The organism is Streptomyces sp. NPDC050528 (assembly GCF_044457795.1).
In the GTDB taxonomy this organism is placed as follows: domain Bacteria; phylum Actinomycetota; class Actinomycetes; order Streptomycetales; family Streptomycetaceae; genus Streptomyces.
Window position 1 is genome coordinate 659,592 of the sequence record NZ_JBITHH010000003.1, and the last position, 21,991, is coordinate 681,582.

The 21,991-nt window shown below is 69.9% G+C and carries 20 protein-coding genes and 1 pseudogene; 12 read left to right on the forward strand and 9 right to left on the reverse strand.

Translation table 11 applies throughout. The features are described 5' to 3' along the window. Window positions 1-14 precede the first annotated feature (14 nt). From ACIBK4_RS14430 to ACIBK4_RS14440, 3 genes are all read right to left on the reverse strand, one after another. Complete coding sequence (locus tag ACIBK4_RS14430; RefSeq protein ID WP_398994957.1) at window positions 15-1,001, reverse strand: zinc-dependent alcohol dehydrogenase family protein; 987 nt, start codon at window positions 999-1,001, stop codon at window positions 15-17. A 217-nt stretch (window positions 1,002-1,218) separates the two neighbouring features. Beyond that, on the reverse strand, window positions 1,219-1,509 hold the full coding sequence (locus ACIBK4_RS14435) for a YciI family protein (protein WP_398994958.1): 291 nt from the start codon (window positions 1,507-1,509) through the stop codon (window positions 1,219-1,221). Window positions 1,510-1,562: 53 nt separating this feature from the next. Further along, window positions 1,563-1,970, reverse strand: a complete 408-nt coding sequence (locus ACIBK4_RS14440; protein WP_398994959.1) for a nuclear transport factor 2 family protein — start codon at window positions 1,968-1,970, stop codon at window positions 1,563-1,565. A gap of 344 nt (window positions 1,971-2,314) precedes the next feature. Between ACIBK4_RS14440 and ACIBK4_RS14445 the strand changes: the two genes are divergently transcribed. The 7 genes from ACIBK4_RS14445 to ACIBK4_RS14475 all read left to right on the forward strand — a co-directional run bounded on the left by ACIBK4_RS14445 (window position 2,315) and on the right by ACIBK4_RS14475 (window position 9,242). Beyond that, complete coding sequence (locus tag ACIBK4_RS14445) at window positions 2,315-2,617, forward strand: tautomerase family protein (RefSeq protein WP_019064730.1); 303 nt, start codon at window positions 2,315-2,317, stop codon at window positions 2,615-2,617. 47 nt (window positions 2,618-2,664) lie between these two features. After that, a complete protein-coding gene (locus ACIBK4_RS14450; RefSeq protein WP_398994960.1) occupies window positions 2,665-3,099 on the forward strand; it encodes a heme-binding protein in 435 nt (144 codons plus the stop codon). A 67-nt stretch (window positions 3,100-3,166) separates the two neighbouring features. Beyond that, window positions 3,167-4,000: an alpha/beta fold hydrolase gene (locus tag ACIBK4_RS14455; protein ID WP_398994961.1), complete on the forward strand. Its 834-nt coding sequence runs from the start codon at window positions 3,167-3,169 to the stop codon at window positions 3,998-4,000. Window positions 4,001-4,097: 97 nt separating this feature from the next. After that, a complete protein-coding gene (locus ACIBK4_RS14460) occupies window positions 4,098-4,376 on the forward strand; it encodes a WhiB family transcriptional regulator (protein WP_398994962.1) in 279 nt (92 codons plus the stop codon). Window positions 4,377-4,463: 87 nt separating this feature from the next. Next, window positions 4,464-5,333 carry an aldo/keto reductase gene (locus tag ACIBK4_RS14465; RefSeq protein ID WP_398994964.1) on the forward strand — a complete coding sequence of 290 codons (870 nt, stop codon included), beginning with the start codon at window positions 4,464-4,466 and terminating at the stop codon, window positions 5,331-5,333. A gap of 220 nt (window positions 5,334-5,553) precedes the next feature. Next, window positions 5,554-6,381: an esterase/lipase family protein gene (locus tag ACIBK4_RS14470; RefSeq protein WP_398994965.1), complete on the forward strand. Its 828-nt coding sequence runs from the start codon at window positions 5,554-5,556 to the stop codon at window positions 6,379-6,381. A gap of 71 nt (window positions 6,382-6,452) precedes the next feature. Next, entirely contained in the window at window positions 6,453-9,242 is a 2,790-nt protein-coding gene (locus tag ACIBK4_RS14475; RefSeq protein ID WP_398994966.1) for an AAA family ATPase, read from the forward strand. A 484-nt stretch (window positions 9,243-9,726) separates the two neighbouring features. Here the strand turns inward: ACIBK4_RS14475 and ACIBK4_RS14480 are convergent, their stop codons facing one another. From ACIBK4_RS14480 to ACIBK4_RS14505, 6 genes and pseudogenes are all read right to left on the reverse strand, one after another. Beyond that, window positions 9,727-9,861 carry a hypothetical protein gene (locus ACIBK4_RS14480; protein WP_398994967.1) on the reverse strand — a complete coding sequence of 45 codons (135 nt, stop codon included), beginning with the start codon at window positions 9,859-9,861 and terminating at the stop codon, window positions 9,727-9,729. Between the two features lie 286 nt (window positions 9,862-10,147). Then, window positions 10,148-11,476: pseudogene (locus tag ACIBK4_RS14485) on the reverse strand (pyruvate formate lyase family protein); the annotation flags it as partial. A gap of 148 nt (window positions 11,477-11,624) precedes the next feature. Continuing rightward, complete coding sequence (locus ACIBK4_RS14490; protein ID WP_398994968.1) at window positions 11,625-12,548, reverse strand: carbamate kinase; 924 nt, start codon at window positions 12,546-12,548, stop codon at window positions 11,625-11,627. 3 nt (window positions 12,549-12,551) lie between these two features. Continuing rightward, window positions 12,552-13,553, reverse strand: a complete 1,002-nt coding sequence (argF, locus tag ACIBK4_RS14495) for an ornithine carbamoyltransferase (RefSeq protein WP_398994969.1) — start codon at window positions 13,551-13,553, stop codon at window positions 12,552-12,554. Window positions 13,554-13,599: 46 nt separating this feature from the next. Next, window positions 13,600-14,820, reverse strand: a complete 1,221-nt coding sequence (locus ACIBK4_RS14500) for an arginine deiminase (RefSeq protein ID WP_398994970.1) — start codon at window positions 14,818-14,820, stop codon at window positions 13,600-13,602. A gap of 49 nt (window positions 14,821-14,869) precedes the next feature. Continuing rightward, window positions 14,870-16,273, reverse strand: coding sequence for an APC family permease (locus ACIBK4_RS14505; protein ID WP_398995060.1), 1,404 nt, complete (start codon window positions 16,271-16,273; stop codon window positions 14,870-14,872). Between the two features lie 459 nt (window positions 16,274-16,732). Between ACIBK4_RS14505 and ACIBK4_RS14510 the strand changes: the two genes are divergently transcribed. The 5 genes from ACIBK4_RS14510 (at window position 16,733) to ACIBK4_RS14530 (ending at window position 21,965) form a co-directional block, all read left to right on the forward strand. Continuing rightward, a complete protein-coding gene (locus ACIBK4_RS14510) occupies window positions 16,733-17,107 on the forward strand; it encodes a hypothetical protein (protein ID WP_398994971.1) in 375 nt (124 codons plus the stop codon). A 207-nt stretch (window positions 17,108-17,314) separates the two neighbouring features. After that, window positions 17,315-17,674, forward strand: a complete 360-nt coding sequence (locus ACIBK4_RS14515; RefSeq protein WP_124003527.1) for a metalloregulator ArsR/SmtB family transcription factor — start codon at window positions 17,315-17,317, stop codon at window positions 17,672-17,674. Window positions 17,675-17,880: 206 nt separating this feature from the next. Beyond that, window positions 17,881-18,570, forward strand: coding sequence for a DUF4142 domain-containing protein (locus ACIBK4_RS14520; protein ID WP_398995061.1), 690 nt, complete (start codon window positions 17,881-17,883; stop codon window positions 18,568-18,570). 262 nt (window positions 18,571-18,832) lie between these two features. Continuing rightward, window positions 18,833-20,425 carry an oleate hydratase gene (locus ACIBK4_RS14525; RefSeq protein WP_398994972.1) on the forward strand — a complete coding sequence of 531 codons (1,593 nt, stop codon included), beginning with the start codon at window positions 18,833-18,835 and terminating at the stop codon, window positions 20,423-20,425. Window positions 20,426-20,591: 166 nt separating this feature from the next. Beyond that, complete coding sequence (locus tag ACIBK4_RS14530; RefSeq protein WP_398994973.1) at window positions 20,592-21,965, forward strand: FAD-binding oxidoreductase; 1,374 nt, start codon at window positions 20,592-20,594, stop codon at window positions 21,963-21,965. Window positions 21,966-21,991: the final 26 nt, after the last annotated feature.

Consider the following 21,991-nt stretch of genomic DNA (forward strand, 5'->3'; position numbering starts at 1 on the left):
TCCTCGCCGTCGGGTCAGGGCTCGATGTCGACGACGATCTTGGCGTGGGCCGAGCCGTCCTCGACGGCCGCGTGGGCCTCGGCGACCGTGTCCAGGGTGTAGCGGCGGGGGTCCAGCAGTGGCTTGAGCAGGCCCGCGTCGGCCAGGGCGGCGGCTTCGCGCAGGATCTCGCCGTGGTGCTCGCGGCCCTTGCCGGTGAGCATGGGCAGCAGGGTGAAGACCCCGGAGTAGGTGGCGCCGCGGAAGGAGAGCGGGGCCAGGCTGTGGCTGCCCCAGCCCAGGGCGCTCAGGACGTGGCCGGTGTAAGTGCGCACCGCGGCAAAGGAGTTGTCGAGGACGGCGCCTCCGACGGTGTCGAAGACGATGTCGAAGCCCTCGCCGCCGGTGTGGGCGGCGACGTACTCCTCCACCTCGGTGCCGGCGTAGTCGATCGCGGTGGCGCCGAGCCCGCGGACGGTCTCGGCGTGGGCGGCCGAGGCGGTGGCGAAGACCTCGGCGCCGCGGGCGCGGGCGATCTGTACCGCGACGTGGCCGATGCCGCCTGCTCCGCCGTGCACCAGGACCTTGTGCCCGGCGCCGACCCGGGCCCGGTCCACCAGGCCCTCCCATGCGGTGACGACCGACAGCGGCAGCGCCGCGGCCTGGCGCATGGTCAGAGCGGCGGGCTTGTGGGCGAGCAGGCGGGCGTCGGCGGCGGCGTACTGCGCCAGCGATCCCTGCAGGTCGCCGACGCCGCCGCTCAGCCCGTACACCTCGTCGCCGACGGCGAAGCCGGTCACCTCCGGCCCGACCTCCTCGACCGTGCCGGCCAGGTCCAGGCCCAGCACCGCGGGCAGGACAGCACGGGCATGTGCGGCCTGACCGGCGCGGATCTTGGTGTCCAGGGGGTTCACCCCGCTGGCGGCGATCCTGACCAGGACCTGGCCGGCGCCGGGCACCGGTGTGGCGATGTCGGCCAGGTCCAGTGGGGTGGCGAATTGTCTGAGCACGGCTGCGCGCATTGTCACTGTCTTTCGGTGGGTCCGGGTGGTGGCCGCCGTCATACGGGGCGGTGGAGCTGGGGTCGGGCTGCTCGCGCCGGGGTCGCCGGGTCGAGGACCGCTGCCCTGAAGGCGGCGGGATTCTCTTCGGGGAGGTTGTGCCCTGCGTGCGGCACCCGGCGGTGGGTGCGCGGGGTGCCGAGCCCGGCAGATCCTGCGGACGTCGTCGCCGCGGGGATCACGGCTGCAGCAGCCACTGGGCCTCGGCGCTCGCGCGTGAGGGGCGCCAGTCGATGACCGTGTGCGTGGCCACCTCGGCGATGCCGAACGGGTCCAGGGCCAGGACGCGGCCCAGTGCCTCGCGGTCGGCGGCCCGGGCCAGGACGACGCCGCCCGTCCTGGGGTCCTGGCGGCCCGAGGCGAGGAAGTGGCCGGCCGCGTAGTTCTCCTCCAGCCAGGCGTTGTGGGCCTCCAAGTGGCCGTCGATCTCTTCGAGCGGCGCGGTGTAGTTAAGGATCACGATGAACATGGCGGGCACTTCCGATCTTCGAACGGAGCGGTCAAGGGGGGCGGTGGCAGGGGTCAGGCGGGCTGGACCCGGGCCCAGAAGTCGTTGAACTCGACGCTGTCGAAGAACGCGACCGCGCTCACGATGCGCTGCTCACGCATCGTCAGGAACCAGGCGTAGGTGTTGTCGTAGCGCGACCCGTCCCGCACCGTGGCGCTCGCGTCGAACAGGGCGACCACGGTGTCCCCGTCGGCGTACAGCGCGCGGACGGACGGCACCAGCGGGCTGCTCATCCGGGCGTTGAACGGATAGATGACCGCGTCGAGGAACGCCTCGCGGGTGGGGTAGGTGCCGGAGGCGACGCTGTTGCCGACGATGGTCCAGTCGGCGTCCTCGGCCAGCAGGTCGAACACCCCGCCGGTACCGGCGGCCCAGGCGTCGAACGCCTCCGCGACCAGCTGCTTGTTGGATTTCTCGGACATGGGGTTTCTCGTTTCATCGGTGGGGGATTCGGCGGCTGCGCCGTCCCTACCCATGGTCGTCGCCGCCCCGCGGCCGGGCATGAGTCATTCGACCCGGGTTTCACCGACCCGGTCCCACCTGGGCGGGTACGGGCAGCGGCCCGGTGCGCTCGTCACTGGCACCCGGCACACCCAGTGCGGTGGTGTCGCCGCGGGCCGCACGGCTCCGGTGCGAGGGCGGCGCCGCACAAAGACCCCGTGGAGTCAGGTCGGATGACTGGTGCGGTCCGGATGCCCCCGGGGCGACGCTTCAGTTGTCCCCGCCGCTCGGCAGGGACAACGCATCCCGAACCAAGGAGCACCCCATGCCGTTCGTCAACGTCAAGCTCGTCGACGGAGTGTTCACCACCCAGGAGAAGCACGACATGGCCGCCGCCCTCACCGAGGTCATGGTCAAGTTCGAGGGATCCGAGGCCTTCCGCGAGATCGTCTGGGTCCTCATCGAGGAACTCCACACCGACGGCTGGCACATCGGTGGCAAGCCCTTCGCCGGCCCCGCCACCCTCCTCGACACCCTCGGCCGCTCCGCCGCCACCTACCAGACCATCGACGGCCACCCCGTCACCCGCCCCGACCTCGCCAAGGCCGCCCCCTACCAGGAGAAGTGACCCCACCCGGCACGACCTGAAGAGGAACGACCTGAAGAGGAACGGCCATGCCCATCACGCAGATCTCGCCCGTCATCCTCACCCTGGACGACGCGGCCACGGCCACCGCCGCAGGCGTCCACAAGGCCACTGAGCTCGGGGTCCCGTACACCTTCACGGTCCTCGACGGCGGCGGCAACACCGTGCTGGTGACCCGGATGGACGGCGCGGCGCTCGCCTCCATCGACACCTCCCAGGCCAAGGCCCGCACCTCCGTGTACTTCGGCGCCGCGACCGCGGACCTGGCCCCCGCCGTGCAGTCCGGCGCCCCGCTGTCCTCGATCCAGACCGCCACCACGCTCCCGCTGGCCTTCGTCGCCGGCGGCGTCCCGATCACCGACGCCCGCGGCGTCGTCGTCGGGGCGCTGGGAGCCGGCGGCGGATCACCCGCGCAGGACCACGAGGTCGCCGCCTTCGCGGTCCAGGCCCTGCGCCGGCCCTGAACCGGCGGCCCTACCCCCGCCCCGTCACACCGTCACGTCCACCCCCTCCCCATCAGGAAGCGAAGCCATGCCCTACATCACCGTCGCCAAGGAAAACACCACCGACGTGGACCTGTACTACGAGGACCACGGCGAGGGCTCGCCCGTCGTGCTGATCCACGGCTACCCGCTGGACGGCAAGTCCTGGGAGCTGCAGATCCCGGTGCTCCTCAAGGCCGGACACCGCGTCATCACCTACGACCGCCGGGGCTTCGGCCAGTCCAGCCAGCCCACCACCGGCTACGACTTCGACACCTTCGCCAACGACCTCGACGTACTGCTCGACGTGTTGCGCCTCAAGGACGTCTCCCTGGTCGGCTTCTCGATGGGCACCGGCGAGATAGGCCGCTACATCGGCACCCGTGGCACCGACAACCTGCGCAAGGTCGCGTTCCTGGCACCCATCGAACCGTTCCTGCTTCAGACTCCCGACAACCCCACCGGCCTTCCCGCCAGCGTGTTCGACGGGATCATCTCGGCCGCGGAGTCGGACCGGTACGCCTGGTTCACCAGCTTCTTCAACGACTTCTACAACCTCGACGTGAACCTGGGCACCCGCATCAGCGAGGAGGCGGTGCGCGGCAGTTGGGTCACCGCCACGCGCATGTCCCCGTTCGCGTCCTCGGCCGTGGTGCCCAGCTGGCACACCGACATGCGCGCCGACATCGCGAAGATCGACGTGCCGACGCTCATCCTCCAGGGAACCGCCGACCGGATCCTGCCGATCGACGCCACCGGTCGACAGTTCACCAAGGCGGTGCCCGACGCGCAGTACGTCGAGATCGACGACGCCCCCCACGGGCTGCTGTGGACCCACGCGGACCAGGTCAACGCGGCGCTCGTCGACTTCCTCGCTTCGTAGTCGTCACGCGGGCGGTCAGGAGCCCGGCCACTGCCGGCTCCTGCCCGCCCGCACACCACCCGCCCGCCACTCCTACTCCGCGGAGAAGAAATCAACCATGAACGCCAGTCCCCTCGTCCCCCTGCTCGACACCTGGCAATGGCAGGCAGACGCCGCCTGCCGGGGCATGGCATCGGCCGTGTTCTTCTCGCCTCCCGGCGAACGCGGCCACCGCCGACGCAGGCGCGAACAACGCGCCGTAGAAGTCTGCCGGGCCTGCCCGGTCCTCGACAGATGCGCCGCATTCGCGCTGAGCACCCGCCAGCCGTACGGAATCTGGGGCGGCCTGACCGAACACCAGCGTGACATCCCACGCCCCGAGTCGAGGGCCGCGTGAACGCGGCCGACCCGCCCCGGCAACAGAGGCACCCGCCGCCCCGCCCGAAGTTTTAGACGAACCCTTATTCGATAAGGAAGGCAGACCATGTCACAGGAGACCGCACGTCCCGCCGACTCCTCCGGGGTCCACCGCCTCGGCGGCGACCTGCCCGTCAACCGGCTCGGCTACGGCACGATGCAGTTGACGGGCCCCGGAGTGTGGGGCGACCCCAAGGACCCCGAGGAGGCCGTGCGCGTGCTGCGCCGGGCCGCCGAACTCGGCGTGAACTTCATCGACACCGCCGACTCCTACGGCCCGTTCGTCAGCGAGCAGCTCATCCGCAAGGCCCTCCACCCGTACTCCCAGCACCTGGTGATCGCCACCAAGGGCGGACTCTCCCGCTCGGGCCCGGGCGACTGGCGCGCGCTCGGCCGCCCCGAGTACCTACGGCAGCAAACCGAACTGAGCCTGCGCCACCTGGGCGTGGAGCGGATCGACCTCTACCAGCTGCACCGCGTCGACCCCAAGGTCCCGCTGGCCGACCAGGTCGGTGAACTGCTCCTCATGCAGCAGGAGGGCAAGATCCGCCACATCGGCCTGTCAGAGGTGACCGTGGAGCAGATCGAGGAAGCCCGGAAGATCGCGGACATCGTCTCCGTGCAGAACCTGTACAACCTGGCCGATCGCGGTGCCGAGGACATCCTGGAGTACGCCGAGCGGGAAAACCTGGGCTTCATCCCGTGGTTCCCGATGGCCACCGGCCGGCTGGCGCGCCCGGGCGGCCCGCTGGACACGCTCGCCAAGGAGCACGGTGCGAGCCCCTCCCAGCTGGCCCTGGCCTGGCTGTTGCGGCGCTCCCCGGTGATGCTGCCCATCCCCGGCACCTCCCGCGTGGCCCACCTGGAGGAGAACACCCGGGCCGCGCAGGTCACCTTGACCGACGCCCAGTTCCAGGCACTCGGCCAGGCCGTCTGACCAGCGCCCCGCCCCTGGCAGGCCCTGTGCACTCCCCTCCCCTCCCCGCAGCCACCCTCTGGGCCGGGTCGCACGAGCCTCCGGCCCAGGGGGTTCCACACGCAAGCGACTGCATGGCACGACCGACCTGCTGGACCTCGTCCTGACAGCCCATGGAGCACCGCCTGCCCTGGCTTCCCCCTCACCCGCTCACCCCCACCCCCTCCCAAGGAGATCCATCATGTCCATCCCCCGCCCCCGGCTGCGCACCTTGCTCATCACCGCCGCTGTCACCGCTTCGGCCAGCCTGTCCCTGATCCCGTTGGCCTCCGCCCACACCAGCCGCGCCGCCCCCAAGCCCACGGTGGTACTGGTGCATGGCGCCTTCGCCGACGCTTCGAGCTGGAACGGCGTGGTCGAGCGCCTACAGCGCGACGGTTACCCGGTCATCGCTCCGGCCAACCCGTTGCGCGGCCTGGCCGAGGACTCCACCTACGTCGCCAGCGTCCTGGCCAGTGTCAAGGGTCCGGTCATCCTGGTGGGCCACTCCTACGGCGGCGCCGTCATCTCCCAGGCCGCCGCCGGTGACCCTCAGGTCAAGGCCCTGGTCTATATCGCGGCGCTAGTCCCGGACAAGGGCGAGAAGCTGAGCGCGCTGTCGGACAAGTTCCCCGGCACCAACGAACTGGCCCCCGCCCTGCGCCCGGTGCCCTTCAGCAACTCCGACGGCACCGGCGGCTCGGACCTGTACGTCGACTCCAACCGCTTCCGGGCCGTGTTCGCGGCCGACCTGCCCGCTTCCCAGACCGTCGTGATGGGCGCCGAACAGCGCCCTGTCGCCGCCGCCGCGTTCGCCTCCTCGGCCACGGCCGCCGCCTGGCACACCATCCCCTCCTGGGCCCTGGTCGCCCGGCAGGACGAGGCGCTGGGCGCACCGCTGGAGCGGTTCGAGGCCCGGCGCGCCCACTCGCACACCATCGAGATCAACAGCTCCCACGTCGCGCTGATCTCCCACCCCGGCACCGTCACCCACCTCATCGAGGACGCCGCCACGACCACCGCCCCCTAGAGAACACGACGACGCGGTGCGGCGGGGCGTCGAATAGAGTCGGGACGGACAGGGGAAAGAGGCGCCTCCTCATGAGCGCAGAGCACCTGGGCACCGAAGGCCAGGACGTCGGAACCGGCCTGACCGGCCGGTCCAGCGAACTGGACCTCATCCGAGCAGTGATCGACGACACCGCCCGACTCGGCGGCTCGCTGACCCTGTTCGGTGATCCCGGTGTGGGAAAGTCCGCCCTGCTCGACGCCGCCGCCGATCTCGCCCACGCCCGGGGCATGAGGACGCTGCGGGCGGCCGGCGCCCAGTTCGAGGCCAATATCGCGTTCGCCGGCCTCAACCAGCTGCTGGTGCCGCTGGTCCCGCTGTTCGCGGAACTCGGCCCGGACCACGAAAGCGCTCTACGGGTGGCACTGGGCTTCGGCGAGGGCGCGACGCCCTCGCGCATCCTCATCTCGACCGCGGCCCTGTCACTGCTCCTGCTCGCCGCACGAGAACAGCCGCTGGTCGCCATCGTCGACGACGCCCAGTGGCTCGACGACGCCAGCGCCGACGTCCTGTCCTTCGTGGCCCGGCGGGTCGCCGGAACCCGAGTGCGGGTGCTCTCGACAGTCCGTACGACCGGGGAGCCCCTGCGCGTTCGCGGCGACGTCAACAGCCTCACCATGCGTTCCCTGGACGATGCGGAGTCCGAGGCCCTCCTGCTCGCCCGCTACCCGGACCTGGCCGAGCACGTGCGCCGGCGCATCGTCTCCGAGGCCCAGGGAAACCCGCTCGCCCTGGTCGAACTGCCGACGACGCTGGCCTCGGACCGGTACCCCACGGCGGACATGCTTCCCACCGTGCTGCCGCTGACCGAACGGCTCACCCGGATGTTCACCGCCCGGATCACCGCGCTCGCACCGGAGACCCGGGACCTGCTCCTGCTGCTCGCCCTGGACGGTTCGGGCCAGGCGCTGTCCGCCGCGAGCGTGGTGGGACCCGATGCCGCCGACCACCTCGACATCGCCGAACGCGAGCGCATCATCGTCGTCGACAGCCGCCACTCGATCGTCTTCCGCCACCCACTGGTGCGCTCCGCCGTCGTAGAACTGGCCCGGCCCGAGCAACGGCGCAGGGCCCACCGGGCACTCGCCGGCTGCCGACGCGCCGATCCTGGACGGCGCGCCTGGCACCTCGCCGATGCCTCCTTCGGCCCCGACGAGGAGGTGGCCACCCTCCTCCAGCACGAGTCGATCCAGGCACTCAAACGCGGAGACCCCTCCGCGGCGGTGGCGGCCATGACACGCTCGGCCGATCTGAGCCCCGATCCCGAGCACCGATCACAACGCCTGGCCGGGGCCGCGTACTTCGCGGCCGAGGTGATGGGAGACCTCCAGTCGGTCTCGCAGCTGCTCACCGACGCGCGCCGCCTGGACGCCGACGTCGGCTCGCTGGCGACGGCTTCGGCCGCGGCCTCGCTCATGCTGTATTCCGACGCGGATGTCGTCTCGGCCTTTCGGGTGCTCACCACCGCCCTGCGGGCCCCCGGGGCGGAGCCGACAGCGGAGGAGATCAACGCCGCGATCTGGGTCCTTTCGGTGATCGCCTCGCTCAACGGACGCAAGGAGATGTGGGACCCCTACCTCGAACTGGTCGACAAGTATCGCGACTTGCTGCCCGAGGGCCTGCTCATCCGCTCCGAGGTCGTGTCCAATCCGGCCCTCGTCTCCCCCGAGGCCCTGCACGCCCTGGACCAGGAGATCGCGACCCTGACGACAGAGCTCGACCCCGGGCAGATCATCCGCGTTGGGTATGTCGCCAACGACGTCGACCGCCTCGCTGACCTGCGCGAGCCGTTGCTGCGCGTCTGGCAGGACGCCGCCCGCACCGGGGCCGTCGCCTCCGTCACCAACGCGCTCATGCTGCTGTGCGCGGAGAGCTACCTCGCCGGCCGATGGGACGACACCCAGCGCTTCGCGGAAGAGGGACTGGAGCGCGCCGAGTCCTACGGATACGTCAACTTCGTCTGGTTCCTGCACTACAGCAAGGCTCTCGCCGCAGCCGCGCTCGGGCAGCAGGACGAGGCGGAAGAACCGCTGGAGGAAATGCTGGCCTGGTCGATCCCGCGCCAGGCCTTCATCGTGCCGCAGCACGTGTACCGCGTACGGACCCTCGCGGCGATCGGCCGCGGCGACTTCGAGACGGCATACACCGAGGCGACCAAGATCAGCCCACACGGACTGGAACCCGGCACCGCCCGACAACTCCAACTCTTCGTCGCCTACGACCTCGTCGAGGCAGCCGTCCGAACCGGCCGCTCGGACCAGGCACGCGACTACGTCGAAGCGATGCTCCGGATGGACATCACCAAGATCTCCACCCGCTGGGCCATGCTCGTGGCCGCAGCGCAGGCGCTGGTGTCCGAGGGCGAGGCGGCGAACGCCCACTTCGACCGGGCCCTCGCAGCGGCGCCCGAGAACCTGTGGCCCTTCGAACGCGGACGCGTACTGCTGGCCTACGGCGAACACCTGCGCAGGGAACGGGCCACCGTCGAATCACGCATCCGCATCAACGCCGCGCTGACGATCTTCGATCGGCTGCGAGCCGCACCATGGGCCGAGCGCGCCAGAAACGAACTGGGAGCGACCGGCGTATCCCGACGGCAGACCGGTTCGACGGACACCCGGCTCACACCCCAGGAGCTGCAGATCGCCACACTCGCGGCCTCGGGCCTGACGAACAAGGCCATCGGCGAACGACTGCACCTCTCCGCCCGCACGGTCAGCGGCCACCTCTACAACGTGTTCCCAAAACTCGGCATCACCGCCCGCGCCGGCCTGCGCGACGCACTCACCGCCCTCACGGCAAACGAGGAGCTGCCGCCTTGACGTCTCGCCGGACAAGTCCCGGCCAAGACCAGTCTCCGTCGAATCACGCCAAGACATCCGCACCTGTCCCATCGGGGCGGGCGAGAAGGTGGTTGATCCGCCTGAGCATCCAGCAGGATCTCGGACATCGCGTCAGTGTCGGCACCGTCGTCGCCGAACCATTCAGGCGCTGGCCTGACTTCGCCGGAGGCGGGCCGGCAGAGGCCGAGAAGGTCTGCCAGGGCCGGCAACCAAACGAGGGGCAGTTGGAACGCGCGATGGTCGGGTCGGCACAACAACCGTTCCCCTGGGCCCCCAGTTGCGCAGCCGAGCGGGAGCCCCTTTGCACGCTTGGCCACCAAATGGCCACCACGACCGCCATGGCCGCAGGCGCTGCCACCGTCATTCACCCGCCGCACCCGTTGTCGTAACGCCACAAGTCATGGACATCCCGTCGCAGACAGAGAGTCGACCCAGGGCTGCTCGCTCTTAGCTTCGGGCGACGTCAAGCGCGGCCGACAATCGAATGCCGGGCGCCCCGTGATCCGGTGGGGAAGGCCGCGTTACGGCCGACCATGACGGCGTCCACGATCATCGTCGTCACCGTCAAACCGCCGCACATGAAGCTGATGCCGGCCATGGCTCGGCGCTCAGTAAGCCTGGACTCCATGCTTCCCGAAGCGTGCGCGGACGCTCTCGACCAGAGCTGGGGCGGGAACCAAGGTGTCATCCAACGGGAAGGGCACACCGAGGGCTTCGTATTTCGAGGCGCCCAGCTTGTGGAACGGCAGGACATCGACCCGCTCCACCATGCCAAGTCCCGCCACGAAACCGGCCAGGGCGTCCACGGCTTCCGGATCGTCGGTCCAGCCGGGAACCAGGACGTACCGGATCCACATCGGGACGCCGAGCCGGTCGAGGCGGGTCGCGAAGTTCAGCGCCTTGGCGAGGTTGACCCGGGCGCCGAAGAACTGCATCTGCCGGCCGACCCGCATCGCCGACACGCAGCAGGCGATCGCGGTGTCGTCGCCGGTGCACGGGCGCAGCAGCTCGTCCGACTCGTACTGGACGGCGCTGGTGTCGATCGAGACCTGGGCACAGAACTCCCTGAACGCGAAGGGGAGTTGGGGCGACCACAGGACCGTCAGGTTCGGCTCGGGGGCGGGGCCGAGGTTGTACAGCGTCTGCAGGAACCGGAAGGACGTGCGGGTGACCAGGGTGCGTCCGTCCTCGCCCATGCCGCCGATGGACTCTGTCACCCAGGTCGGGTCGCCGGAGAACAGGGCGTCGTACTCGGGGGTGCGCAGGAACCGTACGATCCGCAGCTTGATCACGAAGTCGTCGATCAGTTCCTGGGCCCGGGACTCGTCCAACACGCCTTCGTCCAGGTCCCGTTGGAGATAGACGTCCAGGAAGGTGGAGGTGCGGCCCAGCGACATCGCCGCGCCGTTCTGCTCCTTCACGGCGGCCAGGTAGCCGAGGTAGAGCCACTGCACGGCCTCGTGGGCGGTGGCGGCGGGGCGCGAGACGTCGCAGCCGTACGTCGCCGCCATTCGCGTCAGTTCGCCCAACGCCCTTGTCTGTTCGGCGAGTTCCTCCCGGTCGCGGATGACCTCGGTGGAGGACGCACAGGCGTCGAGGATGGCCCGCTCGGCCTTCTTGGCCTCGATCAGGCGGTCCGTGCCGTACAGCGCCACGCGCCGGTAGTCGCCGATGATCCGGCCGCGGCCGTAGGCATCGGGCAGTCCGGTGATGATGCCGGCCTTGCGGGCCGCCCGCATTTCGGGCGTGTACGCGTCGAAGACACCGTCGTTGTGGGTCTTGCGGTAGGTACCGAAGACCCGCGTGACGAACGGGTCGGGCTCATAGCCGTACGCCTTCAGGCTGTTCTCGACCATGCGCAGGCCGCCGTTGGGCATGATCGCGCGCTTCAGCGGGGCGTCGGTCTGCAGGCCGACGATCAACTCCCGTTCCCGGTCGATGTATCCGGGCGCGTGCGAGGTGATCGTGGAAGGGGTGGCGGCGTCGACGTCGAGGACGCCCCGGCTGCGCTCCTCCGGGAACAGGGCGCTGACCTTCTCCCACACGGCTCGCGTGCGGTCTGTGGGACCGGTCAAGAAGCCGGCCTCGCCTTCGTACGGCGTGTAGTTGGCCTGGATGAAGTCGCGCACCTCGACGCGCTCGCGCCAAGACGTGCCGGCGAAGCCGCGCCATGCCTCGGATGCGCGTGTTCCGACTACCGCTGTCGTTGTCATCGCCGGTTCTCTCCCTTGCTCCGCACGGGGATGTCTCCCTGACTCCATGCTGGTCCGATGCTCCGGTCGTCGGGAGGGCCGGTCAGGGCCCTGACCTTGGCCGTCCGACCCATGGGGAGGGCCGAACGGCCCTCCCCACTGCGGACGCTCATACGACGGGCAGGTCGGGGCGGACGAGGGTGCCCGACCGGCCGTGGACGATCTCGTACGCCGCGTCCAGGGCGCCGATCGCGGCCAGTCCCCCGGTGCGCTCGACGAACCGGGCGGCGGCCTCGGTCTTCGGTCCCATGGAGCCGTCCGGGAAGTCGCCGCCGCGCAGTTGCGCGGGGGTGGCGCCGAGGACGGGCTGCTGGTCGGGGGTGCCGTAGCCGGAGTAGACGCAGGGCACGTCCGTGAGGATCAGGAGGAAGTCGGCCTTCAGGTGCTCGGCGAGCAGGGCTGCCGTGAGGTCCTTGTCGATGACGGCTTCCGCCCCGGTGAGCGCCCCGGTGTCGTAGTCCGCGGTGACAGGAACGCCACCACCGCCCGCGCAGATGACGAGCGTGCCGCAGCCCAGCAGGTCGTGGATCGTGTCCGTCTCCAGGATCCGTTCGGGTGCCGGGGAGGGAACCACGCGGCGCCAGCCGGTGCTGTCGGCGCCGATGAGCCAGCCTCGTCGGCGGGCGAGCGCAGACGCGACGTCGTGGGAGTACACCTGACCGACGAACTTCGTGGGGTGCTCGAAGGCCGGGTCGTCGGCCCGCACGAGGGTGTGGGTGACCAGGGCGGCGATACGACGGCCGGGCAGGGCGTCGTGCAGGGTGCGCGCCAGCAGGGAGCCGATCATGCCCTGGGTCTGGGCGCCGAGCAGGTCGAGCGGGTAGGGGGCGCTCAGGGCGGGGTCGGCGGCGCTCTCCACGGCGAGCAGGCCGATCTGGGGGCCGTTGCCGTGGGTGATGACGATCTCGTGGTCGTGGGCGAGGGCGGCGATCGCGGTGGTCACCCGGTCGATGTTCGCCTCCTGCACGGCCGCGTCGGGGCGATCGCCGCGGCGCAGCAGAGCGTTGCCGCCCAGCGCGATGACGATGCGCATGGTTCAGTCCTCCAGGGTGGCGACGAGTACGGCCTTGATGGTGTGCAGGCGGTTCTCCGCCTGGTCGAAGACGATCGAGGCGGGGGACGAGAACACGTCGTCGGTGACCTCCAGGCCGTCCAGCCCGTAGGTGTCGAAGAGGTCCTGGCCGAGGTGGGTGCGGCGGTCGTGCAGCGCCGGCAGGCAGTGCATGAACTTGACGTCCGGGTTTCCGGTGGCGGCCAGCGTCTTGTCGTTCACCTGGTACGGGAGGAGCAGTTCGATCCGCTTCCGCCAGGAGTCGGCGGGCTCGCCCATGGAGACCCACACGTCGGTGTGCAGGAAGTCGGCACCGTGCACGGCGGTTTCGACGTCCTCGGTGAGGGTGATCCGGGCTCCGCTGTTCTCGCCCAACACCTGGCAGGCGGCGACGAGTTCGGCCGCCGGCCACAGTGCCTTCGGTGCCGCGATCCGTACGTCCATGCCGAGCAGGGCACCCATCGACAGCAGCGAGTTGCCCATGTTGTTGCGGGCGTCGCCGAGGTAGCAGTAGGCGATATCGGGCAGGGGCTTGGAGCTGTGTTCGTGCATGGTGAGGACATCGCACAGGCTCTGGGTGGGGTGTGCGGTGTCGGTCAGGCCGTTGTAGACGGGGACGCCGGAGTGGGCGGCGAGTTCGGTGACGAGGGCCTGGTCGGAGCCTCTGTACTCGATGGCGTCGAACATGCGGCCCAGCACTCGGGCGGTGTCGGCGATGGACTCCTTGGCGCCGATGTGGGTGTCGCCGGGGCCGAGGTAGGTGGTGTGGGCGCCCTGGTCGGCGGCGGCGACCTCGAAGGCGCAGCGAGTGCGGGTGGAGGTCTTCTCGAAGATCAACGCGAGGTTCTTGCCGGTCAGCCGGGGCTGTTCGGTGCCGGTGCGCTTGGCGGCCTTGAGGTCGGTGGCGAGGTCGAGGAGGTGGTGGATCTCGGTTGCTGTGAAGTCGAGTTCGCTCAGGTAGGAGCGGCCTCGCAGGTCGACGGTCATGGTGAAGTCCCCTTGCTGGGTCAGGCGGCCGGGTCGCGTTGCCGGCTCAGGTAGCCGGGTCGCGTTCGATGGGGCAGCTCATGCAGCGCGGTCCGCCCCGGCCGCGGCCGAGTTCGGCGCCGGCGATGGTGACGATCTCGATGCCCTGCTTGCGGAGGTAGGTGTTGGTGGTGACGTTGCGCTCGTAGCCGACGACCACGCCGGGGGCGAGGGCGAGGAAGTTGCTGCCGTCGTCCCACTGCTCGCGCTCGGCACTCCGGATGTCCTGCGGCGCGGACAGCATCCGGACCTTGTCCAGGTCGAGGGCCTCTGCCAGGGCGCCGGCCAGGTCGGAGTTGAGGGTGACCTCAAAGCCGGTCTCGCGGGCGTCGCTGGGCGTGAGCGTCCACGAGCGCAGGGAGTCCGCGAGGCCCGGGTAGACGGTGAAGGCGTCGCGGTCGACCATGGTGAGCACGGTGTCGAGGTGCATGTAGGCCCGGGCGGCGGGGAGTTGGACGGCCAGCAGTCGGTTCGCCGTGCCGGTGGCGAAGAGCCGGGCGGCCAGGTTCTCCACGGCCTGGGCGGTGGTGCGCTCCCCCATGCCGACCATGACGGCACCGTTGCCGAGGACGTGGACGTCGCCGCCCTCCAGGGTGCCGACCGCGCCGTCCAGGAGTGGCGTGGTGACGGTGCCGGCGAACATCGGGTGGAAACGGTAGATGGCCTCGGCGTGCAGGCTCTCGCGGCGCCGGGCGAGCTTGGCCATCGGGTTGACCGACAGACGGCCGTACATCCAGCAGGAGTTGTCGCGCGGGAAGAGGTGGTTGGGCAGCGGTGTGAGCGCGAAGTCCTCGGCGTCGAGGGTGTTCCAGACCAGGCTGTGCGGGGTGGGGAGCGTCAGGTCGCTCTTGAGGATGCCGCCGATGAGGTGGCCGGCGAGCGTCTCCCCGTCGAGGTCGACGCACAGCTCGCGCAGGGGGTCGATCAGTGCCGGGCCGACGGTGGCCGGGGTGACGATCCGCTCCAGGAGCCAGTCGCGGGCTTCGGGATCGGCGAGGGTCTGGGCGAGCAGGTCGGCGAAGTAGTGGACGCGGGCCCCGTGGTCGCGCAGGACCTGGGCGAAGGCGTCGTGCTCCTCGCGGGCGCGCTTGGCCCACAGGATGTCGTCGAAGAGCAGGGCGTCGACGTTGCGCGGGGTCAGCCGGGAGAGTTCGAGGCCGGGGCGGTGCAGGATCACCTGGCGGAGGCGGCCGACCTCGGAGTCGACGTGGAAGGTGGTGGCGTTCATGGCGGGGCTGCTCCTCTGGTCGTACGGGTGCGAGGGCTGAGGCGCACGGTCAGCGGTGGTTGCGGCGGCGGTTCCGCAGGAAGGCCCCGGCGCGGCTGGTGGGAAGCGCGCGGGAGATCCGCTTGGCCGGCGGGGCCGCGATCTCGGGGGTCCTGCCCTTGCCGACGGGCTCGGGGGCCGGCTCCTCGCCGTAGACCCCTTGGTTTCGCTTCAGCCACACGTACACCGGGATGCCGAGCAGCAGGACGAACAGGCCGTAGTACACGGTCTGGTAGCCGCTGCCCAGGATCGCCCAGTACGAGAAGACCATCGCCAGGACGGAGACCGTGATGTCGCGGGCCAGCCGTCGGCCGGCGATGCTCTCGCGTCCTCGCACCAGCAGCCAGTACAGCTGGGCGGCGGCGGAGAACAGGTACGGGATCACAGCTGTGAGCACGCTCAGCAGCACGATCTTGGTGAAGACGTCGTCGAAGCGCGTGTAGCTGAAGACCGTGATCAGGGAGGCGAGGACGGTCGAGGCGATGATGCCGAACACCGGGACGCCGTTCTCTCCGCGCAGTTTGGCGAAGGCACCGGGGAAGAGTCCGTCGCGGGCGGCGGCGTAGGGCATCTCGGCGCAGAGCATGGTCCAGCCGTTGAGGGCGCCGATGCCGGAGACGATCGCGGCGACGGCGACCGTGTCGCCGGCCCAGGTGCCGCCGAGGATGTTGTTGGCGGCGTCGGTGAACGGCGCGGTGGAGACACCGAGTTGACCGTGCGAGACGGTGCCGAAGACGGCGAGGGTGCCCAGGATGTAGATGACGGCGCAGGCGAGGGTGCCGTACACGGTGGCGCGCGGCACGTTGCGGCCCGGCTCGCGGACGCGGCCTGCGACCACCGAGGCCGCCTCCAGACCGATGTAGCTGAACAGGGCGATGGGTGCGGCGGCGGAGATCGCGCCCATCGCCGACTGGCCGCTGGCGTTGAACGCACCGAAGTTGTGCGGGTCGACGAACAGCAGCCCGATGGTGGCCATGAAGAGCAGCGGGAGGAACTTCAGCACCGTGGTGAACACCTGGAAGGCGCCCATGTTCCGTACGCCGGTGAGGTTGATCGCGGCGGGTATCCACAGCCCGATCAGCGCAATGCCTATCGAAATCGCCGTCTTGTGGCCGCTGTTGACGAACACCTCCACGTAGCCGACCCAGGCCACCACGATCGCGGCGTTCCCCGCCCAGGCGGTGATCCAGTACGACCAGGCGTTGAGGAATCCGGCGAACTCACCGAACGCCTCACGGGCGTAGACGTACGGTCCGCCGCTCCCCGGAACGCGCTTCGACAGCGCCCCGAAGGTCACCGCCAGCGCGAGGGCACCCAGGGTGACGACCCCGAACGCCACGAGCGCGATCGGCCCGTACGGCGCCAAGGCCGAGGGGAGCGCGAACACCCCGGTCCCGATGATGGTGCCGACCACGAGCGCTGTCGCACCGGAAAGGCCGAGTGCCGCCTTGGGAACCGCCCCTTCACTGCTTCCTGGGGTCCTGGGCATCGTGGTGCTCCTTGTGCGCGTGGCTGCGGGGGAATCGATCTGTGCCTGATCCTTCTCGGCGGCGGTGAGCGTGGTCAGTGGCCGAATATCCCCACCCGGGGCCATTGGTCCCGGCTGTCAGGTCCCGATCGGCCCACCGACTCGCCTCGTGGACGGGCCCCAGAATGTGCAACCGGTGTTCCGCTCGCGCCGGAAAAGGCGTCAACTTCCTTACCGGTCGGACCAGTTGTGGACCATCAACAGGTCCCGTCGTGGCGTTGTCCGGTCGTCGCAGATCAGTCCCGAAGAGACTCCCCGGACGCGAGAGCCACCTGCGTACGGTCCCGGCACCGAGGCGGATCGGCACCGGTCCGCCGTAGCCGACGGAACACAAGGGGTGGCGCAGTGGCGAATGTGGAAGTGTCGCTGAAGGAAATGATGGCCGGGACCGAGGGGGCATTGGGGGCCGCGGTCGTCGACTACACCAGCGGGATGGCGCTGGGCACGCTGGGCGGCAGCAAGAGCCTGGACCTGACGGTCGCCGCCGCCGGGAACACGGATGTGATCCGGTCCAAGGTGCGCACCATGGAGCAACTGGGCCTCAAGGGCCAGATCGAGGACATCCTGATCACGCTGGACAGCCAGTACCACCTGATCCGCCTGGTCACCGGCCGCAACGGCAACGGCCTGTTCCTGTACCTCGTGCTCGACAAGGCCCGCTCGAACCTGGCGATGGCCCGCCACCAACTCAAGCGCGTGGAGGAGGCGATCGAGATCTAGCCCGCCCTGACGTGCGGGGACCACGCCTGCCCTTGATGTGAAGACTTCTTCAACTCATCACATCAGCATGGTCACAAGGTGCGCCCGTGCAGGGCCAGGGGCGTGAAGGATCGGCTTCCGAGGGCGGACTGTGGTGTGACGCCGCCCCCGGAAGCCGCCACGTCCCGCGAGCCGCATTCCCACCCACCCGGCAAGGAGCGAGCATCCATGCAGGTCCCCCTCTACCAGGTCAAGGCGGACTTCTTCCGCATGCTCGGGCACCCCGTACGCATCAGGGTGCTGGAACTCCTCCAGCACGGGCCGGTGTCCGTGCGGGACCTGCTCGCCGACATCGAGATCGAGCCGTCCAGCCTGTCGCAGCAACTGGCCGTCCTGCGCCGCTCCGGCATCGTCGTGTCCATGCGGGAGGGGTCCACGGTCCGCTACGCGCTCGCCGGCGGAGACGTCGCCGACCTCCTGCGCGCCGCGCGCCGCATCCTCACCGAACTCCTCACCGGACAGAACCAGATCCTCGCCGAACTCCAGCAGGCGGACACCCCGGAGCAACCGCTGCCCACACCTCGGTGACGTCCGCGGCACCGGCGAGTCCAAGGCCGCGGGGCAAGGTTCCGCGCGCCCTTCAGCCGGGATGCCGAACGCCGATCGGCTTTACGAACCCGTTGCGAGCCCGAGAGGCTCCGCGGCACCCCGCATCCGTACTCCTGTACGTGCGGTTTCCGAACCGGACAGGAGACATCGTGCTCGTTTCACGCAAAGCGGCGGGAACTCTCTTCGTGGGTGGTGCGCTCAGCCTCACCCTCGGGTCGCTCCTCTACCCCGCCATGCTCGGAGTCCAGAAGGTCCGCAGCGCGCCCGAGCGGGTCATCGCCACCCCGGCGACCGGACCGCTGACCGAAGCCGACCGGGATTTCGTGGTCGAGGTGCGCTCCGCCGGACTGTGGGAGTACCCCGTCGGTCGGATGGCGTTGAGGAAGGGCACGACGAAAGCCGTCAGGATCGCAGGGGAGCAGCTGATCGACGGGCGTGCCTCGCTGGACGCCTCCAGCCGCAGAGTCGCCGAACGGTTGGACATCACCCTGCCCGATCGGCCGTCGCCACAACAGCGGGGCTTCGTGGCCGCATTGAAGGCGGACAGCGGCAAGCGGTTCGACACCGACATGGCCACCCTCCTGCGCGCGGCGGACGGTCAGGTCCTCTCCACGATCGCGAGCGTCCGCACCACCACGAGGAACTCGCTGGTCCGCGCCCTGGCCGACCAGGCCAACGACACCGACCTGGACGACCTCACGGTCCTGGAGAAGACCGGCCTGGTCGACTTCGGCCAGGTACTCGTCCAGGAGACCACCGCGCCCACGCTCCCGGCCCAGGACATGACCCCGCCGCCCCCGGTTGCGACACAGCCGCAGGTCGTTCTCGCTCCGCCGGCGAACAGCACGCTCTCACCGAGTCCGACGGTGGGCTGAGGACACGGCCGAGCCGTCCGCATCGACCTGGCTGCCGCGTCCTGTTCAACCGGGGGCAATCGGCAGGTGGGCAGGGACCTTCGGCCCCTGCCCTGGTCAACGCCCCGCGAGTTGGCTGGTGGCATGGCCGCCACGCTCGCCCCGAGCAGTCCGGCGCCGTCCCCGCGCCCCACACCGCACAGCCACACCGGGTGCCTGTCGCGCAGGGTCCTGAACATTGTCGGCCGCCCGTACGACCCTGGCGGCAGAACGGAGGAACGTCATGGCAGACGCTCCGCGCTCATCCCACGCCTACCTCGTCGGCGGCGGCATCGCCTCCCTCGCAGCCGCCGCCTTCCTCGTCCGCGACGCGGACTTCCCCGCCGAGCGAATCCACGTCCTGGAGGAACTCCCCGTCGCCGGCGGCTCGATGGACGGCAGCGGCGAACCCGCCGGGTACGTCACCCGCGGCGGACGGATGCTGGAGGAGGAGGCCTACACCTGCCTGTGGAACCTCCTGGAGACGATCCCCACCCTGACCGACGAGACGGTCTCGGTACGCGAGGAGATCACCGAGTTCAACGCCAAGTGGCCCACCGACGCCAAGGCCCGCCTGATCGGCCGCGGCACCACGATCCTGGACGCCGCCGACTACGGCCTCGACACCCGCGACCGCCTGGAGCTGACCCGTCTGCTGGTGCTGCCCGAAGCGGTCATCGGAGCCCGCAGGATCGAGGACTTCTTCTCCCCGCACTTCTTCGCCACCCACTTCTGGACGATGTGGCGCACCACGTTCGCCTTCCAGAACTGGCACAGCGCCATCGAGCTCAAGCGCTATCTCCTGCGCTTCATGCAGGAGTTCCCCCGCATGCACACCCTCGCCGGTGTACGCCGCACCCGCCTCAACCAGTTCGACTCGATCATCCGGCCGCTGCGCACCTGGCTGGAGGCCCGTGGCGTGGTCTTCGAGTACGGCGTGCGGGTCACCGACGTCGACTTCACCACCGACGAGGACGGCGTACGGCGGGCGCGACGCCTGCACCTCGAACGCGACGGGCACCCGGACACGTACGAACTCACCGCCGACGACTACGCGTTCCTCACCCTGGGCTCGATGACCGCCGACGCCGCCTACGGCAGCGACGACACCGCGCCCGAACTGGTCCGCGACAAACGGGACGGCGGATGGCGGCTCTGGGAGACCCTCGCCCCCAAGGCCGACGACTTCGGCCGACCCACCGCCTTCAACGGCAACGTGGACGAGGCCAAGTGGGAGTCCTTCACCCTCACCCTGCGCGACCCACTCCTCCTGCACCGCATCGAGGAACTGTCCGGCAACCTCCCCGGCACCGGCGCACTGATGACGTTCAAGGACTCCAACTGGCTCATGTCCGTCGTCGTACCGCACGCCCCGCACTTCGACGGCCAGCCCGAGGACGTCTGCACCCTGTGGGGCTACGGCCTGTTCACCGACCGCGCCGGAGACTTCGTCGGCAAGCCGCTGGCCGAGGCCACGGGCCGGGAGATCCTCACCGAACTCCTCGGCCATCTCGGCATGTCGGACATCGAGGAGCAGGTCGCGGCGACCACGACCGTGATCCCGGTGATGATGCCGTACATCACCAGCCAGTTCGCCCCGCGCACCACGCACGACCGGCCCCTGGTCATCCCGCGCGACTCGGCCAACTTCGCCTTCCTGGGCCAGTTCACGGAGATTCCCGAGGACGTGGTCTTCACCGTCGAGTACTCCGTGCGCGGCGCGATGCACGCCGTCTACGGCCTGTTCGGCCTCGATGACCGCGAGATACCGGGCATTTACCACGCACTGGCCGATCCTGCGACCGCCTTCGACGTGCTCAAGTCCGCGCTGACGTAAAGAAGCACGGGCGCCGTGTGGAGCCGATGAGAGGGCCAACTGGACCTACATCAGGGCCAGTTGGCCGGGTCCCCCGCCAACTGCCGTGCACCCACCATGGCGAGCGCGTCACCGGCCCGCAGGTGCGGGCGTCCGGGGCGAGAGGTTCGACGAAGGGACCCGAATCATGACCGACACCGGAACGCTCCTGGCGAAGGTGGTGGGGCCGGAGCACGTCCTCACGGAGGACCGTGTGCCGGAGGAGTACGGGCACGACGAGTCGCTGGCCGCCGTGGCACAGCGGCCGAGGTTCGTGGTGCGGCCCGCGTCGACCGCCGAGGTGTCAGGAGTCGTCGCGGTCGCCGCCGCCCGGCACGTCCCCGTGACGGCCCGCGGTTCCGGCACCGGGCTGTCCGGAGCCTGCGTACCCGGCGCGGACTGCATCGTCCTGTCGTTCGAGCGGATGAACCGGGTACTGGAGATCGACACCGACAACCACGTCGCCGTCGTCCAGCCCGGAGTCACCCTGGCCGAACTCGACGACCAGACCGCCGAGTCGGGACTCTGCTACCCCGTACGCCCGGGTGAGCAGAGCGCGTCGGTCGGCGGCACGATCGGCACCAACGCCGGTGGGATGCACGCCGTCCGGCACGGCGTCACCCGGCACCATGTCCTCGGCGTGGAAGCCGTGTTGGCCTCCGGCGCGGTCGTGCGCAGCGGCGGGAAATACGTCAAGACAAGCACCGGCTACGACCTGACCCAGTTGATCGTCGGCTCCGAAGGCACCCTGGCCCTCGTCACCGAGGCGACCCTGCGACTGAAGCCCCGCGCCGGGCACGGCGTGACGGTGCTGGCGCCCTTCACCTCGGTGGAGGAGATCGCGCGAGCGGTGCCGCGCCTGCTGGCCGGAGGCCTGGACCCGCTGGCCCTGGAGTACGTCGACATGCTCACGATGGCCGCGATGACCGCCCAGCAGGATCTCGGGCTCGGCATCCCCGAGCAGGTTCGCGCCACCGCCCTCGGCTATCTGGTCGTGGTCCTCGAAGCGCGGTCGGCCGAGCGCCTCGACGCCGATATGGAAACCCTGGGCGGGCAGTTGCTCGACCTGGGCGCGGCCGACGTCTATGTACTGCCGGCAGCGGCAGCACGCCAATTGATCGAGGCGCGGGAACGGGCCTTCTGGGCAGCCAAGTCGGCCGGCGCCGACGAGGTCGTGGACATCGTCGTACCCCGCGCGTCCCTCCCCCGACTGCTCGCCGAGGCGGACGTCATCGCCCGGGACAGCGCGTCGATCGTCACCGGCTGCGGACACGCGGGCGACGGCAACGTGCACCTCGCGGTCTTCCAGCCGGACGAGAAGCTACGGGACGAAGTCCTACGGCGCCTGTACCGCGCGGGAATTGACCTCGACGGTGCCCTCTCCGGCGAACACGGCATCGGCACGACGAAGAAGCGCTACTTCCTGGAGCTGGAAGACCCCACGAAGGTGGAGCTGATGCGCGGGATCAAACGGGCCTTCGACCCCGACGGGATCCTCAACCCCGGCGTCCTCTTCGACTGAACCGGAACACATGTAACTGCCGGAAT